General features: G+C 67.4%; 8 protein-coding genes. 2 read left to right on the forward strand and 6 right to left on the reverse strand.

The window, feature by feature from the left end; genetic code table 11:
• Positions 1-120: 120 nt before the first annotated feature.
• Positions 121-3,765 (reverse strand): BREX-2 system adenine-specific DNA-methyltransferase PglX, encoded by a 3,645-nt coding sequence (gene pglX / locus OG417_RS22815; RefSeq protein WP_329259570.1) that lies wholly within the window; start codon positions 3,763-3,765, stop codon positions 121-123.
• Positions 3,762-8,009, reverse strand: coding sequence for a BREX system serine/threonine kinase PglW (pglW, locus tag OG417_RS22820; protein WP_329259573.1), 4,248 nt, complete (start codon positions 8,007-8,009; stop codon positions 3,762-3,764). The genes pglX and pglW overlap by 4 nt, the downstream gene beginning before the upstream one ends.
• A 223-nt stretch (positions 8,010-8,232) precedes the next feature.
• Between pglW and OG417_RS22825 the strand changes: the two genes are divergently transcribed.
• Positions 8,233-10,209 (forward strand): protein kinase domain-containing protein, encoded by a 1,977-nt coding sequence (locus OG417_RS22825; protein WP_329259576.1) that lies wholly within the window; start codon positions 8,233-8,235, stop codon positions 10,207-10,209.
• Here the strand turns inward: OG417_RS22825 and OG417_RS54380 are convergent.
• From OG417_RS54380 to OG417_RS22835, 3 genes are all read right to left on the reverse strand, one after another.
• Positions 10,151-10,363 carry a PIN-like domain-containing protein gene (locus OG417_RS54380; RefSeq protein WP_442875713.1) on the reverse strand — a complete coding sequence of 71 codons (213 nt, stop codon included), beginning with the start codon at positions 10,361-10,363 and terminating at the stop codon, positions 10,151-10,153. The two genes, OG417_RS22825 and OG417_RS54380, sit on opposite strands and share 59 nt — an antisense overlap.
• 72 nt (positions 10,364-10,435) lie before the next feature.
• A complete protein-coding gene (locus tag OG417_RS22830; RefSeq protein ID WP_329259579.1) occupies positions 10,436-11,116 on the reverse strand; it encodes a PASTA domain-containing protein in 681 nt (226 codons plus the stop codon).
• A gap of 492 nt (positions 11,117-11,608) precedes the next feature.
• Positions 11,609-12,844, reverse strand: a complete 1,236-nt coding sequence (locus OG417_RS22835) for an HNH endonuclease (RefSeq protein ID WP_329259582.1) — start codon at positions 12,842-12,844, stop codon at positions 11,609-11,611.
• A 383-nt stretch (positions 12,845-13,227) separates the two neighbouring features.
• Here OG417_RS22835 and OG417_RS22840 point away from each other — a divergent pair, with 383 nt between their 5' ends.
• Positions 13,228-13,464: a hypothetical protein gene (locus OG417_RS22840; RefSeq protein ID WP_329259584.1), complete on the forward strand. Its 237-nt coding sequence runs from the start codon at positions 13,228-13,230 to the stop codon at positions 13,462-13,464.
• A 319-nt stretch (positions 13,465-13,783) separates the two neighbouring features.
• Here the strand turns inward: OG417_RS22840 and OG417_RS22845 are convergent, their stop codons facing one another.
• Positions 13,784-16,537 carry a glycosyl hydrolase family 65 protein gene (locus tag OG417_RS22845; RefSeq protein WP_329259587.1) on the reverse strand — a complete coding sequence of 918 codons (2,754 nt, stop codon included), beginning with the start codon at positions 16,535-16,537 and terminating at the stop codon, positions 13,784-13,786.
• Between the last annotated feature and the right edge of the window lie 196 nt (positions 16,538-16,733).

A 16,733-nucleotide genomic window follows, 5' to 3' on the forward strand; every position in this document is an offset into this window, starting at 1 on the left:
TGAATTCCTCTCCGGACTCGATGTCGGTATTGACCCGAGCCTCGTCCCGAATTGGAACCATGCGAGCTGGCAGCATTTTGCATGATGCCGAAGGCCACGACTCCGCCATGTGTTCTCTGATCAATGAGCGTCCGCTTTCGCGCGTCGGCCGCGAGTCGGTTTAGCAGGACGCCAGGCGGTAAGGTCGTCGCTCGTCAGGCCGTAGCGGAGTTGCTGGTCTTCCAGGTAACTCGCGTAAGCGTCCGCCGGGCTCATGCCGAACTCCGGGTCGACCTCGCCGTGCCACTGCTTCGCCCAAGGCATCACCTCGGCGAGGCCGGCGATCAGCGGGGTGAGCCGTTCCTTGTCCCAGCCATCCCGAGTCGTCCGGTCCTCGATGAGGGTCATCAGCGCGTGCGCTTGCTCGCGGTGGTCCCAGCCAGCCCAGCCGAGCAGCAGCGAGTCGTCACCGTCCGGACTCCCTCCGGGGTAGGAGATGAACCGCTCTTTCGGCACGTCGAGCTTGCCGCGGTTGCGCCAATATGAGTTCTTGAGGAAGTCGGCGGAGGCGTACTTGGGCGGCACGGGGATGTCGAGCCGCTTGCCGGTGGCGTCCTCCTCACGCTGTAGGTCCCACGTCTTCTCCCACTGGACGCGCTTGCGCAGGCCAGCGTCCTTGTAACGGAGGGCAGCGAGGTACGGGACGTGGTCGGCCTCGGTGATCTCAGCGATGACGTCGGCGAGGTCGGCGTCCTCGTCCGCGTACAGCCGGGCCACCGACACGAAGTCGGCGTCGCCGCGCAGCCGGTCCGCGAGCCGGTTGACCGTCATCGGCTGCGGCTGCTCGCCGCCCATGTCGTCCGGCGCAAACCACAATGCGCGGTCCTCGCACCGGTCCAGCAGCCAGTTCCGGAGGGCCGCCTTCTCCTTCTTCTCCCATAGCTCAGTCTGCCAGCGCCGTTTGTACTCTGGCCGCTCGATCAGGCCGATCGTTCGAGGGAGCTTCTCGATCTTTTCGATTCGTCGCTCGACGACCCGTCTGTATTCCTCCGGCCAGTGTGTGGGAAGCTCCGTGGTCGGCGCCGATCTGTGCCGGGCAAACCACTGGGTCTCGATTTCCTCTGCCGCCATCTTTCGCGCTAGAATAATTTCGAATGCGCGCTCGCCCAGCCTCAAATCAGGGATGGACTCTGGCTGGGCAGTCAGCTCAGCCGCCTCCTCCTCTGTCAGCAGTCCATAGAGCCGATACACCTCCCAGTCAAGCTCTTCTTGCAAAGCAGTCATTCTCTCCTGCAGTGAAGCATACCCAACGCGCGCGGCGTCCAAGCTCTCACGCCTTGGTAGCCCCTTACGGAGAACCGAAGGCGGCTCTACAGAAGACAAGTCCTGTGCGACCGAGTCCAATGCTAGACCGAGCTCCAGCGGAAACTGGCGGGGAAGCGGGAACGGCTCGAGCTTAGTTCCCATGAACTCGTACCTGTTTTCCCAGGCTTCGTCTTGGACGCCACGCCCGATTCCACTGCCGCCTTTAGGCTGACTAACTTGCTTAAGCCAGAAGCAAGCTGTGGAACTATTCAAGAGGCCAACGAGTTCGATGTAGCGTTCCTCGCTTGCATCCTGTGCCAGCTTGATGACCGGAGCATGACGGTTGAAGGCTTTCAACTCTCGCGAAAGTGCGAAATGATTATGCGTCGCAACCGTAGAAAAGGTAACCGTGCTAGATGAACGGTATTTACTCTTGTAGAGTTCGCGAAACTCATACCAGGCAATTCCGTCGATCTGCTCGATAGGGACGCTGAACCGTCTGCGCAACTGCAAGTTGCGTCGATACGGCCATAGCCACCTCTTCAAGCCTTCGGTAAGTGAGATAGGATTGAGCATCGCATCATAAGGCCATACGGTACAAGTTGAATGATGGATCACAAAGTTGCGGACATCTTCTCCCTCAACCATGACAGCGAGAGGAAGCTGGGGGTGTCTAGAGCGAATATGTGGTGGCACAAGGAAAGTGTCGTCATTCCCTGTAGTAGTGGCCACTCCGATCGAAGATGCGTAGTCCTTAAGCGATGTCCATTTACGAGCATCAATCGCGTGCTTCAGGTCTGCCGATCCGCCGCCCTGCAGGCTCCATGGATGCGATGATAGCTGGTCTCTCGGAAGCTCGACGATGTCTACCCAATCGGTCGAGTAACTCGATGCCGCTATATTGTCGACAATGGAGCGCCAAACGATTCCATTCGCTGGATCTTCAGGGAGTTGCGGTTCCCCCCTCACGCTGAGAGCGACATGGACTGATGCGCTAGTAGCCAGCATGTTTCGACCGACTAGAATGACGGTTGGAGTGCCATGCCCTGGAATGAACGCGCCAGAAGTGTCGATGACGTGCGTGAGATTGATTTCGACTCGAAGGAAGTTTTGAACTAGCTTTTTCCCGAACTCGCGTTTCATGAAAGAGTTCGCGGTTATCTGTCCGATGAAACCCGCTCCGCGTCGATCCCCTCCGGCGCGGCACGCGAGATTGAAGAAGCGCTCAGCGAAAGGGACAGATAGAGCATAAGCTCCAGAGCAGCTTGGGTAATGCTTGCGATACGCCTTATCTTCCGCTGCGTCCTTCACTGTAATGTAGGGTGGGTTGCCTACAACCACATGATAACTGTTTACACCAAGGAGGTCGACCGATTGAATGGATCGTTGTACGTCCTCCGTTGTAAAGCTGTGGATCCTGCGTGTTTCGGGAAGCTCTATTTCACCTTGCACGCCCGGCGCCCCTCGTCCGTGGAGAAGAGAGTCGCCGATAGCAATGTGCAGGTAGAAATCAGGGGCATTGGCGAGGCGAGTCGCCCCTCCGGCTTGCATTGCGGCGAGTAGTAGGCGGAAGCGGGCGATGGCGACGGCGGACGGGTTCTTATCGACGCCATGGACGCTGTAGAGGACACGGTTGATGAGGTCCCAGCGGTCGGCGTCGGGGGCCTGCTCCTCCCAGCGCTTCAGCAGGCGCTTGAACGCGCCCAGCAGGAAGTGGCCCGAACCGCAGGTCGGGTCGATGACGCGGAGGCCGCGGGGTAGGTCGATCGGGCTGTTCGGGGGCTCGGGGTCGAGGCCGAACTCCTCGATCGCTGGGTCGAGTGTCAGGTCGAGGATGAACTCCTCGACGAACTCCGGGGTCTGGAGCAGCGCGTACGTCTTCTTCGCGTGCTCGGACAGATCCTGGTACAGGTCACCGAGAAAGCGGGTGTTCCATTCCGGGTCGGTGAAGTCGTGCACGATGTCCTGGCCGTCGGCGCCGCGCCGGCGCCAGAACGCGATCAGGACCTTCGCCGCGTCCAGCGACGGCGTGATCCGCCACATCGGGTTGTGGCTCCGGTCGAACAACCCTCCCGCGACCGGCGACGCCTTCGCCATCGCGTCGAAGCCCTCGACGATCCACTCGCGGTCGGTCTTCTCCCGGTTCTCCGGCCGCTCGAAGAACGCCTGCTGCCGCTCGCTCGCGATGGTCAGCCGCTCTCCCGGCCCGGCGAGGTACGGCAGGTCGATCAGCTCGTTGTCCTCGCAGAACCGCAGGAACACCGTGCCCAGCACCCACGCCACCGCCGACTGGGTGACCCGGTCCTCCAGCCACGTCTCGTACGTCGCCGCGATCCGCTCCGCGCTCCGCGCGTCCCGCCACTCGGCGCGTAGCCCGGCGTCGAACTCGCCCTCGGCGTCCCCGGCCCGCTCCCGCAGGTCGTCCTCCAGAAGGCGGACCTGGGCCTTCAGGTCACCGAGCAGAGCGGCACGGTCGATCACGAAGCTCTCCTGACTGTCTCGTTCACGAAGCCGCGGGGCACGGCCAGTTGCTCGTTCTCACCGAGGACGGCGACCGTCTCGGCGTCCAGCAGCGCCGGGTTGCGCGGCGCGTCCATCGGGCACAGCAGCCACAGCCCGTACGGCCGCTCGTCCGACTGCCGGGCCACCGACGCCAGGCGCGTCAGCAGCTCCATCCCGCCCGGGTAGCGGGCCAGCGGCGTCGCGTCGTGCAGCAGCACCACGCCGTCCACCGCGCGGATCCGCGCGGCGATCCGCGTCCAGACCTGGTCGACCAACCCGGCCAGGCCCGTACGGGCGGCCGGGCGCGCGTCGGCGGAGTCGGCGGTCAGCACCGCCGGCCAGCTCGGCTTGCCGCGCTCGGCGACGATCTCGCGGAGCGTGCGGACGAACACGTCGGTCACGTGGACGCCCGTCACGTCCGGCAGCGACAGCAGCGCGTCCCGTACCCGCGTCGCGTGCCACACGTGCGCCTTCACGGCGAGGAAGCCGCCGCTCTCACGGGCGTCGAGCAGCCGCCGTAGGGTCTCCTCGCGCGGCTGCTCACCGCCGGTGGTGGTCGGGCCCGAGGAGAACTGGCGGCTCGTGCTGGTCGGCGTGTGCCGCGGCAGGACGTACCGTACGACGCCGTGCTCGTCCGTCTCCACCTCGATGTCCCGGCCGATGATCGAGGACAGCAGGGCGCGTAGCCGTTCCGCCGACGGCAGGTCCGTCAGCTCCGGGAAGCGCGCGAGGACGCGGTCCCGCAACTGCTGCGGCTCGATGCCCGGGTCGCCGAGGTAACCGGTGACCTGCGCCAGCTCCAGAGCCTTCTTCGCGTCCAGGTCGCGCGGGTACAGCTCCAGCCGGGCGGTGACTGCGGCGTTCCGCGACGCGGCGGCGGCCAGTGAGATCAGGTCCGTGTCGGACAGCGGCGCCATGCCGTCCGGGCGTTCGACGTTCTTCAGCGCGTCCCGTACGACGGACAGGCCCGGCAGCGACGAGGACGGGCCGAGGTCGACCAGCCGGTCCGCGGACCGGCCCAGCTCCACGGCGTGGTCGAGCAGCTCCTCCTCGACGGGCGCGGCCGGGTCGTCCTCCGCGACAGCCGCGATCAGCACGGCCGACGCCGTACGGCGCACCGCCAGACGCGGGTTGTCGCGGTGCTCCTCGGTCTCCACGGCCGCCCGTACGCACGCCTGCGCCAGGGCGAGCCGGGTTGCGGGGTCGTCCAGCTCCGAGCCGCGGGCGGCCAGCAGCGCCTCGGCGAGTTGCCGGGCCTCCATGACCCGGCCGTGCTCGCCCAGCACGGAAAGGATCGTGGTGCGAAGCGCCGTGACCGCCGGGACGCTCTTGCTCCAGCGTTCCCGCGCGCCGGCGAGGAACAGGGCGACGTCGCTCGCGCTCAGGCCGGTCAGCTGGGCCAGGACCGCCGTCTGTGGCGCCCAGGCGGGGACGGGCGCGGGGCGGCCCTCGCCGTCCGGCAGGGCGAGCGTCAGCCGGATCGCGCGGACCTCGGCGCCCTCGCGGTTTTTGGGGAGCAGCAGGTCCGCGACCTCGTCCAGGCTGAGGCGCGCCGGATCCGCCACGACCCCGGTCGTACGCTCCGCCCTGGCCGCGTCGGCCGGGCGTTCGGACAGCTCCAACTGGCGGCGCCACTCACGGGCGAGCTTCACCAGCTCGTTGCGGACGCCCAGGCCGACGCCGCGCAGCCGCTGGATCCGGGCGGCGGGAATCTTCACCAGCTCGCCGACCGTCGACGCGTCGAGCTGCTGCATCGCGATCGACAGGGCGCGCGCGGACAGCCCGGCCGCGATCAGCGGCGTGGTGGCCGCGACGTTGGACGCCGACACCTGCCGCGCCTCGTCCGCGGTGGCCGGAGTGGCGTGGACCGTACGGGGCGTGGTGGCCGGAGGCGTTTCGTCCAGGTTCCGGAAGACGTCGGTCCAGGCGAGCCGCATCTCCTTCAGCGAACCGTGCCGCTTGGCCGGATCGCGGTGCAGCGCGGCATGGAAGAAGCGGGCGAGGCGCTCGCGCAGCACCGGGTCGAAGCCGTCCTCGGCGAGCTGCGGCAGCTCCTCACCGGGCGGCAGCAGGTGCGGCTCCACCACGCCGTCGCCCCAGGAGGGCAGCTCGGTGCTGGCCATCTCGTGCAGCGTCACTGCGACGGCGTACCGCTCGGCGGCGGCGTCGTACGCCGGGCGGCGGTCGGTGCCCAGGAACGGGTCGAGGTAGGCGGGCGTGCCCGCCTTCGTCGCCCGGTCGGCGGCGCCGGCCAGCGAGAAGTCGAACAGGACCAGCCGGCGGGCCTTCTTCGGCAGCTCGCGGATCGCCAGGTTGTCCGGCTTGATGTCGCGGTGCCAGATGCCCTGGTCCTCCAGGTAGCGGACCGCGCTGAACAGGTCGTCGCCGAGGCTCTCCAGCTCGTCGATGGTCAGCCGGCCCTGACTCTTGAGGTACTGCGCGAGGGTCTGCTCACTGGCCTGCTCGAGCACCAGGACCGTACGCTCGCCGATCTCCAGCGGGCCATCGATCAGCCGCACGATGTGCGAGTCGTGGATGTCGCGCAGCTGCGCCGCCTCGTGGACGAGGCGTTCGGCGCCCGCGTCGCTGAGCGCGACCTTCAGCACCTGCTCGTGGCCGTCCTTCGTGACCAGCAGCGCCTTGGCGGTCGAGCCCTTGCCGAGCTGGCGCTCGATCCGCCAGCCGTCCACGACGGTGCCGCGGGTCGCCTCCAGCAGGTCGGGGATCTCCTCGGCGTCCGGGGCGGTCAGCTCCTCCTCGACCGTCTCCAGGTAGATCAGAAAGTGGCCCACGGACTCTGGCCGGTCGACCGGCTGGACGGCCGTCGCGTGGCGCACCAGCTCGTCCATGTCCGGGGTCATGTCGTCGGACACCGCCGACGGGACCAGCGCACGTTCCGTCTGCAGGCGCTTGGCCAGCTCCTTGCGGCTGGTCGCGGGCGGCCGTCCCGTGAGCAGCAGGTGCGTCAGCGCTCCCAGGCCGAACAGGTCGAGCTGCGTGCCCTCGGCGTCCGCGTTGCCGAACTCCGGAGCGAGGTAAGGCCCGGCGGACCCCTCGACGTGCACAGCCGAGGATGTCGTGCCGGGCGCGAGCGTCGACGACCGACCCGACGACCCGGCGTCCGGGCGCGCCGCGACCTGCCAGTCGCTGATCCGCAGCCGCGGGTAGCGGCCGTCCAGCTCGACGTACACGCTGCGCGCGGCCAGCGCCCGGTGGTACAGGTGCCGCCGGTGCGCGTGGTCCAGGGCCTCGGCGAGCTGGCGGACCATCTCCACCCGCGTCTCGATCGGCAGCCCGTCGCCGTGCTCGGCCATGAAGTGGTCGAGTCGCTGCCAGTCCGCACCGTGCCGGAAGATGACCGACGGGCCCGCCTCGTGCTCGTCGCTGAACTGCTCGGCCTGCACGATGCCCTCGTGCGCGATGCCCTGTAGCGCGAGATACTCCCGGCGGGCGGCGCGCCGGGTCGACTCGCGCTCCTCCTTGGAAGCGCCCAGCTCCGACAGGTAGATGCGGATCCGGCGCGGCTGGTCGCCCGGCAGCGCCGGGTTGGTCGCGAGGTAGTCCTCCCACGTCGGCCCGGCGTCGAACGCCTTGGGTGCCAGCTCGTACGGGCCGACCTGCCGGTGCTTGCGGAGCCCCTGCACGCCGATCTTGTCGCGGAGGTCGTCGAGGCGGCGTGCCAGCTGCGGGCTCACGCGGTCGCGGTCGCTGCGCGGCGCCCGGCCGAGCAGGCCGCTCCAGATGCCCGGCAGGCCGGTCTGCTTCTCCAGGCCCTCCCGGCCGAACACCATGATCCGCTGGACGTCGTCGAATTCGCAGCGCAGGTCCGGCGCGGACAGGAAGACGGCCTCCTGGATGAACGGGACGGGGGCCCGGACGCCGAGCTCGCGTGCCGCCCAGCGGAGCTGGTCCTTCAGCTCCTTCGCCTTGAGGTTCGTCAGATGCAGCGGGTTGTCGATCGTACGGACCCGGTCACCGCGGAAGGTCCAGGTGCCGCCGTGGTTGGTGGCCCGGCCGGGGTGGCTTTTGATCTCGATGAGGAACAGCCCGGCCGGGGCGGCGACGAGCAGGTCGACCTCGCGCACGTGACCGGACCTGGCGGTGAAGGTGAAAGTGTGCCAGGCGCGGTACTGAGCGGCGGGCGGCATGAGGTCCCGGATGTGCTTGAGCGCGTCCTCCTCCCACGGGAAGTCGGACCGCGGACCCCACCACCGGTCTGACACCCTTGCCCCCTTCTCGACCTACACGCGCCCGACAGGATACGGTCCCACGCCCCCGCGCGGACGGCACTCTGTGCAGGAAAGGACGCGCACCGCAGTGATCCGGTCTACGCAATCGCGATCACGTTTCTGCATCGAACGGCCGTTTGGCCTGGTCCGGCCGGAGATGCGCCATTTGTCGGTGCGCAGCGCTATCGTCCGGTCACTTCGACAGGGGAGCGTGCGCATGGGGGGCAGGGCGGCCGTCATCGCGGCGGAACAGCGGGCGGTGGATCACGCCTACGTCTGCTACGAGCAGAAGCTGGCCAAGAACCGCGGACTCAAGAAGAAGACCTGGGACGTGACCGACTCGGAGGCCGGCACCGACTTCATCCCGGATACGCCACCAGAGATCAGGTACGTCGACGACCTCGGGGGTCAGGCTCTCGTGTTCCAGCGGGTCGACGTCGCCGAAGACGATGACGATACTCCGAGGACCTACTACGTCGGGCGTCGCTTGGTGCGCGATCCCGCAGGCGACATCATCGTTGTGGCGTGGCAGGCACCCATCGTCACGGAATGGCGCCTCGCCAGGCTGGACGCGCCGGGAGACGTCAGGCTTCGCCGGACCCTGAGCTGCGACGGCCGCCTGGTGAAGGACTACAGCGACGAACTTCGGATCGATCTCCCACAACGGGATGCGGCGAGGGCGGTACAGGAGACTTACGACCCTGCGCAGGAACGCCAGCGAATGAGTGACTTCCTGCTCGATGACCTCGAACGTGCCCGCGACGGGAAGATGCGGGACATCGTCGAGACGATCCGGCAGGAGCAGCTCCAGCTCGTATCGGACCAGCGTAAGGGGTTGCTCGTCGTCCAAGGAGGACCAGGCACCGGCAAGACCGCGGTCGGTCTGCACCGCGTCTCCTGGCTGCTCTACAACGGGGTCTTCGAACCCCGGAGAGTGCTCGTCGTTGGTCCGCACCGCGGCTTCCTCGACTACATCAGTCAGGTGTTGCCCTCCCTCGACATCCATGAGGCGCCGAGAGTCGAACTAGACCTCCTGTGGGCCGGCCAGTCGCGGCGGAACAGCCGACCGCAGGCAACGGACACCGCCCAGGCCGCCGCCGTCAAATCCGATGGCCGCATGGCCGAGGTGCTGAGCCGCGCTGTGGACAACCTGGTCCCTGTCGATGTGCTGACACGTCTCAAGGGCGGACGGCTCAGGATCTCTTTCGAAGGTGTCGAGCTGACGGTCACCGCGGAAGAGATCCGGTCGTTCGTGGAGTCGGACGTGCGGGGAATCCCCTATAAGGCGAGGCGGAAGCGATCCTCCGACGCCCTCGTCGACCGGCTGATGCACGCGTTCGCCGGAGTGAGGCCCAGGCAGACCCTCGATTCCGGACTTCGCGGCCGTATCAGCCGTCACCCCGGGGTGGCGAGCCTGATGCATTCGATGTGGCCTCAGATGACAGCTGAAAGCGTCCTGCGCAGCCTCCTCGGCAACCCGGACACACTCCGGGCGGCCGCCTCCGGGATCCTGGACGTGGAGGAGCAGCGGGCGATCTACCGCCCGGCCAACGTCATCCTGTCGCCCTCTGGTCCGCGTGTGGTGGACCTGGGGATCGCGCGTGCTGTGGACGAGACCCGGGTCACCCGCACGGGTCTGCTGATCGGCTCGCCAGCGTGGATGAGCCCGGAGCACTATCAAGACGGTGACGTGGGCCCGGCGACTGATGTTCACGCCTGGGGGCTTCTCGTCGCCTTCGCAGCGACCGGCCGGCGTCCGTTCGGCTCTGGACGGCCAGAGGTGCTCGCGGTCCGCATCATGCAGCAGAATGTCGACCTGACCGGCCTGGACCCGGACCTGCGCGGCATCGTCGCCGGCGCACTCGCCAAGAAACCGGAGGACCGGCCCACAGCACCCGAACTACTCGCCTCTGTCACTGCGGCATGGCGCCGCCGGACGGGTGTGGACGCCGGTGATCGGCCGGACGCCGACGTAACCGCCGTACTGATCGAACGTACGTGGGTGATGCCGGCCGTGGAGGACCCGGCATGGTCCTCCACGGCGTCGGACAAACCTCTCGGAAAGAAGATACGTCGACCGGCGATGCTTCTGAGCGGTGCTGCCGTTGTTACTGCCGTTGCGCTCTTTGGCGGCCTCATTCTTGTCCAGGGTGACAAATCGCAGCATTCTTCTCGGTACCGCGTGGATCCTTGAGCACGGCCTCGCGGCTACCCCAGAACTCGGCCATGACCTGATGGGGAACCCAGAGCTGGTTGCCGAGCGCGTTCAGCACCGACAGCAGGTCGTCGCGCGTCTGGTCGTGGTACCGGTAGAGGCGTCTCGTCTTCACGGCCGCCCTGCTGACCACCCGTACGGCCTGCGTCGTCCTACGCTCCGTACGTTAGCGATTCAGCTAGGTTAAGTCTTGGATGCCTCGTGTTCACTTCGCTACGAGTAGAATGATCACGGCATTCTTGTTATTGACTTTTGAGCCCGCGCTAGGGTTCTGGGCGACGACCCTCCAGTTTGACTTCAGCCACACGCCTTTTCCAGTCACGGATTTCCAGGTGATGTGATTGGTGGAGATACCGTTGGCCTGCAGCGTCCCGACGGCCGCATTTCCGTACTTGCCGACGAGATCTGGCATACGGACCAGTTTTTCAGGGTCGGCGGAAATCTTAACCTGGCTCCCGCTCCGGTAGTCCACCAGGATCCACCGATACTTAGGAATCCCTTGGGGATCTCCGGCCATGTTCCCGAACCACTTGGCCAGACCGCGAAGGGTGGCTGCCGGTATATGCAACTTCGAGTCGATCGCCACGCGTGCCTGGCCGTCCTCGATGTGCAGCCCCTTATAAGAACGAGTCCCCCAGTAGATGTTGTCGAATTTCTTCTCCGCAGCAGGGTCGAGGTTCGATCTGATCTCCTTGTCGTACTTTTTCTCTTCCGCCGTCCTTGGCTTCGGGTCGAAGCGCTTGGGGTTGGGGTGGGCATCAGCGGTCGCCGTAGGCGAAGAGCGCGAGACGCCGGAGGCTGAATTCGGCTCTTGATGGCTTCGGCAGCCCGTCGGCAGCAGACTCACACATGCCACGACGAACAGCGTGATGGGAAGAGAAGGCACTCGTCGTCCGCCGCTCGCCGCTCCGGTCCAGCGGGGCGCGGACGAAATTCTGGTCTGCAAAGCCGACCTCCAAGCTCCCGACGAGCTGCCGTTGAAAACAGAGCCGCATGTGCGCTGAGATTCACCGTGTAGCCGATCGTCGGGGGTGGCGAAGACGCTCCATGCGTCGCGTGAACCAAGCTCCCCGCTCTCCTCTGACCGTCATAAACGGACATCTGGAACCGTAGCGGTGACACGCCTATCTTTGGGATCTGTTCTGTATCGACCGTATAACTCTGCCTGTGAGTAGGTTCACCGAACTTGGTGATACAGATCGCCGTTGGCGTGGATTCGGGCCATCTCATGGCTTGTATTGACTGCGACGAGCCCTGACATCCACTGGGATAAGCATGGTGCTCACCGACCGAACAGCATGCGCAGCTCCGGGTTCCGAAAATCGGGCATCCGGCCAGGTTCGCCACATGCCGCCCGCGCCCTTGTGGCCGCGGCTGGCTACTCAGCACTTACGAACCCATCATGGAGTTCGCGTGCCCGCTGGGCGAGTACGGGAATGAGCCGGTGACGGCTTTGCCCGTGCGTCTTGATCTGATGGCAGTCGGGACACAGGGCGATCATCTGGATGGGATAGTCTCGGCCGCCGTCGGCCAGTTGCTCGATGTGGTCGACTTCCAGTAGCGCTTCTCCGCGGTCATTCCGGTCCGGGGCCGGCTTGGCACATCGAGGGTTCTCGCAGTGGCCTCCGCTGCGTATCAGCACCGCCCGGCGGGCGGTGCTGATACGCAGCGGGTCGTTGACGGTCCTGGTGCGCCGTTGCCCGTACGTGTGGCTCTCCCGGCGCGCCACCAGTTCGCACAGGCGGGCGTATTCGGCTCTGGAGTTTTCAGGGGTACTCCCGGGCGCCGTCTCCCGTCCGTGGCCTCCGGATGGCGGTGCTTCGTCGGTGGCGACGTCTTCGTCGTAGAGCCCGACGGCGGCAAGGAGTCCGCTCTCGTCAAAGTCCTCGAAGAACCGCGCGGTGATCGCGTCGATCATCCGGACCCGCGCCGTGCCCGAACGGCGGGCGAGTGCGTAGACGGACCATGGGAGACCGCCTTCGGGCGCGTGCTCGGCGAACCACGTCCGTACGGCGGCGTCGCCGTGAGCACGAGGAACGTCGGTGTGGCCGAGCAGGTCCCACAGCCCGGCGTGGAACAGCGCGGCGATCGGGTAGTCCGGCCGGCCCTCGCGGCGTTCGCCGTCTCGGCGGTGCGTCTCCAGCAACGGGGTCAGCGCGCCGATGGTGTCGGCCCATCCCAGGAGGCGATCGTGGCCGGCGCGGGCGCGGCCGATCGCCCACAGGAGGACCACGGCCTGCTTCAGCATCGGCTTGCCGGCGATCGAGGCGCGGCGCAGGCCGCCGATGGCCGACGCGATCTCGTCCGCGGTCTGAAGGCCGATCGGGTCGGCATCGGGTTCGCTGGTCACTTCGAACCCAAGACGGCGCAGAACGGTGACCGCGTGGCCGATGCCGCCGGAGAAGTCTTTCGCCGCCAGGGAAGACCGGCCAGGAAGGTGACCATGGGCGACTCCCGCGATGGCCTTGGAGTCGTAGCGCGCTCCGTCGTACCGGAGCCAGTATCGCCGGGAGGAGTCGAACCCGTGCTTTTCCAGGAAGGCGTCCCGGCCCAGGTGGTCGAATTCCGCGATCGCGGCGAGGACTGCTTCGCGCGTGATGTCGGAGAGCGCCATGATGGCACCGTACGCCCGCTATATGACAGACATGCCGCGTTGCGGGCCGGTCGGGCCCCGCTCCAGGCCGCGCAGCGAGAACAGGTCTGGCGGGCCATCGAGGAGTTCGCCCAACGGCTCGGAGCCGAGGGGAAGCGGACCTATCTGCAGCTGTGCGCGGACGCCGTCGACCTGTTGAAAGCCGCCGGCCGCAGGGACTTCAGCGGCCCGGGTACGGGGACGACACTGTGGAGCACCGAGAGACACGAACCAAGGCGCACGACTGAGCCGGCGAACCTCTGTGGTCACCGTATGAGCGGTGAATGGCGTGGTCTTTACGGAAGGACGCGCATCCGTTCGCCACGCGCCCCCGTGGTGGCGCGTGGGACGGGTATCACCGTCGCGTGGAGCCGAAACTGTTCCTGTCGGGCGTCGTGACCAGCGATTTCTTCCACCACATCGGGTGGATCCACAAGGTTCTGATTGCGGTGGGCCTGGTGCTCGTGGTCACGTTCGTCGTGAGCCGGATCGTCGTGGCCCGGCGGGGTCATGACCGGGAGAAGTCACGCCGTCGGCACCGAGGCGGACGGCACGGCCCCGGAGAGGAGGGGGCCGGTGGGCCCGGCGACGAACGGAGGTGACCGCGCCCGTACCGAGGCCGGCCACCGTGTCCTGGGACAGCGCCCCGACGTACCAACGTCTCCGCGAGGTGCCTTCCAGCCCCGGAGAGGTCGAGCGGCTCATCAACGGTGAGCTGGATCGCGGGCTCACCGATGACCGAGATGCGCAAGGAGATCCGGGAGCGCTACCTGATCGAGTCGCATGCTCGTCGCCCTCGGCCGGAGTGCCCGGGTGGGCGCGGCCGAGGGCGACGATCGGCACGGCCGGCACGCCACAAGCGTGCCGGCCGTGCCATGGGTCACGGCGAGGGCGGGGTGGTCGGGTCCGCGCCCGGCGTGGTCACGGGCATTGCGTCGCGTCGCCTGCCGGGTGCCTGGTCGGCGCTTGGAGCGCCTTGCCGGGCGTGACCTCGCGCACGTCGCCGTCCGCGATCCGGACCGGGAGTGGCGGGCCGGACCGCAGGGTCAGCTTCGTCGTCTGCTGTCCGACGGAAAGGTCGAACGTGCGTCCGTGCCACTTCACGCCCGTGATGTCGACGCCCGGCAGTTGCGGCGGCAGGAAGGGGTTGATGGTGATCTCGTCGGTTCCCCAGCGCAGGCCGGTGAAGCCGTACAGGAACTCCTGCAGGTAGCCGCCCTCACCGGTGGTGAAGGTGAACGCTCCGCCGTTGCGGGTCTCGTACCACTGGTTGAACGGTGCGGCCAGGAACGGGTCCGCGCTGTCGCGCAGGTAGGTGTAGACCGTGCAGCCGGGGGATCCGAGGGCGGCGCTGTTGATGGCGGCGATCGCGTCGGTCATCGACGGGCCGTTCGGGTCGGTGTGCTGCTTGTAGTAGTCGAGGTCGTTCTGCGCCAGGCCGGCCGGCATCGGCACACCCCACGGGTACTGCAGCAGGGTGACGTCGGCCTGCTTGACGGTCTGCCCGTTGTAGCCCTCGAACTCGGGGTGGATATTGGCCGTTGCGTCCACCGGGATCTTCAGGCCGTTCGCGACCTTGCTCCACGCCGGATCGGCGGTACGGCCGAGGATGCCGGCGGCGCGGGTCGCGATGCGCAGGGACGCCTGGGCGCCGGCGTTGGTCGTCGCGCTGTTGTTCACGTTGTCGTGGTACTCATCCGGGCCCATGACGTCGTTGACGTCGTATCCGCCGGCCGGGTCGGGCACGGCGCGCGTGGCCCAGTAGTCGGCGATGTCCCTCAGCACCGGCCAGGCCTTGTCCCGCAGCCACGCCTTGTCGCCGCTCGTCTCGTAGTACTGCCACTGCGCCAGAGCGACATCCGAGTTGATGTGGATCTCGCTCTTGCCCGTGGTGCAGCACGGCGGGGTCTGCTCCGTGCCGCTCAGCGCGCTCTCCCACGGGAACTTCGCGCCCTTGATCGGCTGGGTGGGAGTGGACAGTTTCGCGGCGTCGGCCTCGGCCCCGGGCAGCAGCCTCTGCCGGTAGGTGTTCGCGCCGACCGCGATGTCGGGGAACTGCGCGAGCAGCGCCGGGTACATCCAGGTCTCCATGTCCCAGAACACGTGACCGGCGTAGCCGTCCGAGGACAGCCCGCCCGGGCTGGTGCTCCAGGTGACACCGGCGCGCATGCTCGCGAGCAGGTAGAACATCGACGCGTGGATCCGCGCGGTCGTGGTCGTGTCGCCGGGGACCGAGATGCCGGACCGCCACAGGCGGGCCCAGGCGCTGTCGTTGCGGGCGAGCGCGTGCCGGTAGCCGCCCTTGGCGGCGCGGGACGCGGTGTCCGCGGCGGCCCGCTGCGGGCTGGCGGCCTTGAGCGACCGGTCCGTGTCGACGCTGGAGGCCACGCCGACGTACTTGGTGATCCGGTATGTCTGACCGGCGTGGACGGGGAAGGTCGCGCTCTGCCCGGCGCTGCCATCGCCGGGCGCGGCGATCGCCTCCGTGGGCACGGTCTTGTCATCGACGCGCAACACCGAGTTCAGCCCGGCGGTGACCAGCTTCCCGTCGCTCACGACGGTCTGTGACAGCGTCGCGGTCCTGCCGTCCACGCGCGGGTCCGAGGTGGAGGCGTGGTTCAGTCCCCGGCCGTCGAACTCGTCCACGACGGTGGCCGTTCCGCTCCAGTGCGGCACGGCCTTCACGCTCACCGTCCCCAGATGACCGTCCGCGCGGTTGGCGTTGACCTCGTACGTGAAGCTGGTCCTGTCACCCGCGGGCGAGGTCCAGTCGAACGACGTGCTCAGTACCCCGGTACGCAGGTCCAGCGACTGTTGGTAGTCGCTGGTGGTGCCGACCGTGTCGGGGGCGATCTGCGTCGGTCGCTGCCCGCCGTCCGGATACAGGGCGAGGTAGTCGACGTTCACCCGGGCCTCGTCACCCTGGGCGACGGTGATCTCGAGCGTGTTCGCGCCCGCGTTCAACGTCACCGGCACGGTCACCACCCCCCAGTCGTCCCAACTGGACAGGCTGGGCACCGTCAGCTGTTGGAGCGTGCCATTCACGCCGAGGTGGATGGTCTGCGGGCTCCCGCTCGCGTTGCCGTACCGTACGGCCAGCGTCGCCTTGCCGGCCGGCGCGTCGCGGATCTCGATCACGTCGGTGCCGCCGACCGTCGGTTGGCCATTGGTGTTCAGGCCGGCCAGGTAGCCGCCGACGGTCGAGCCGGAGTGGGAGGTCTCGACGAACGCGCCGCCGGAGATCTTCCCGTACGCCGCCGGGCACAGCTGGTCGAACGCGCAGGACCAGCTCCCCGTCCCGTAGACGCCACCGCTGCGGCCGAAGCCGAGCGTGGTCCAACTCGGCAGGCTGGCTCGCTGCTCGTTCTGGCCGGCGGGGTGGGCGTAGAAGCCGGCGAGCTCGGACTGGGTGACGATGGGCCTGCTGCCGTACCCCTCGCCCGCCGCGGGCACCCGCGCGGCCAGGTAACCGTTGCCGACGAACGTCGGGGAATAGTTCTTCGAGGCGTCGGTCGTGCTCAGCACCCAGCCTTCGCCGGTGAGCCGGCCCGGCGGCGCGGCCGAGGCCGGCACCGTCACCGTGCCCAGCACTACGCAGCCGAGTGCCGACACGACGGCCGCCGCGCTCCGTACGAGATGGCGGGGTCGGTAACGATGGGAGCGCGATCTCGTCATTCGACGCACATCCTTGCCCGGTTGATTCGGTGGATACGTCCAGGTGGGGGGTCTGGGCCCGGGTCAACGTACGGTCCGGCCGAATACGCCGTCAAGAGTGTATGAAGGGCGGCATGCAATCCTTTCCGGCGAATAATGGCGGCGCGGAAACCGATGAGCGCCCCTTTCGGCCCGGAAGCTGCGACGAGACGTCTCC

The sequence above is a fragment of the Actinoallomurus sp. NBC_01490 genome, assembly GCF_036227085.1.
In the GTDB taxonomy this organism is placed as follows: Bacteria; Actinomycetota; Actinomycetes; order Streptosporangiales; family Streptosporangiaceae; genus Actinoallomurus; species Actinoallomurus oryzae.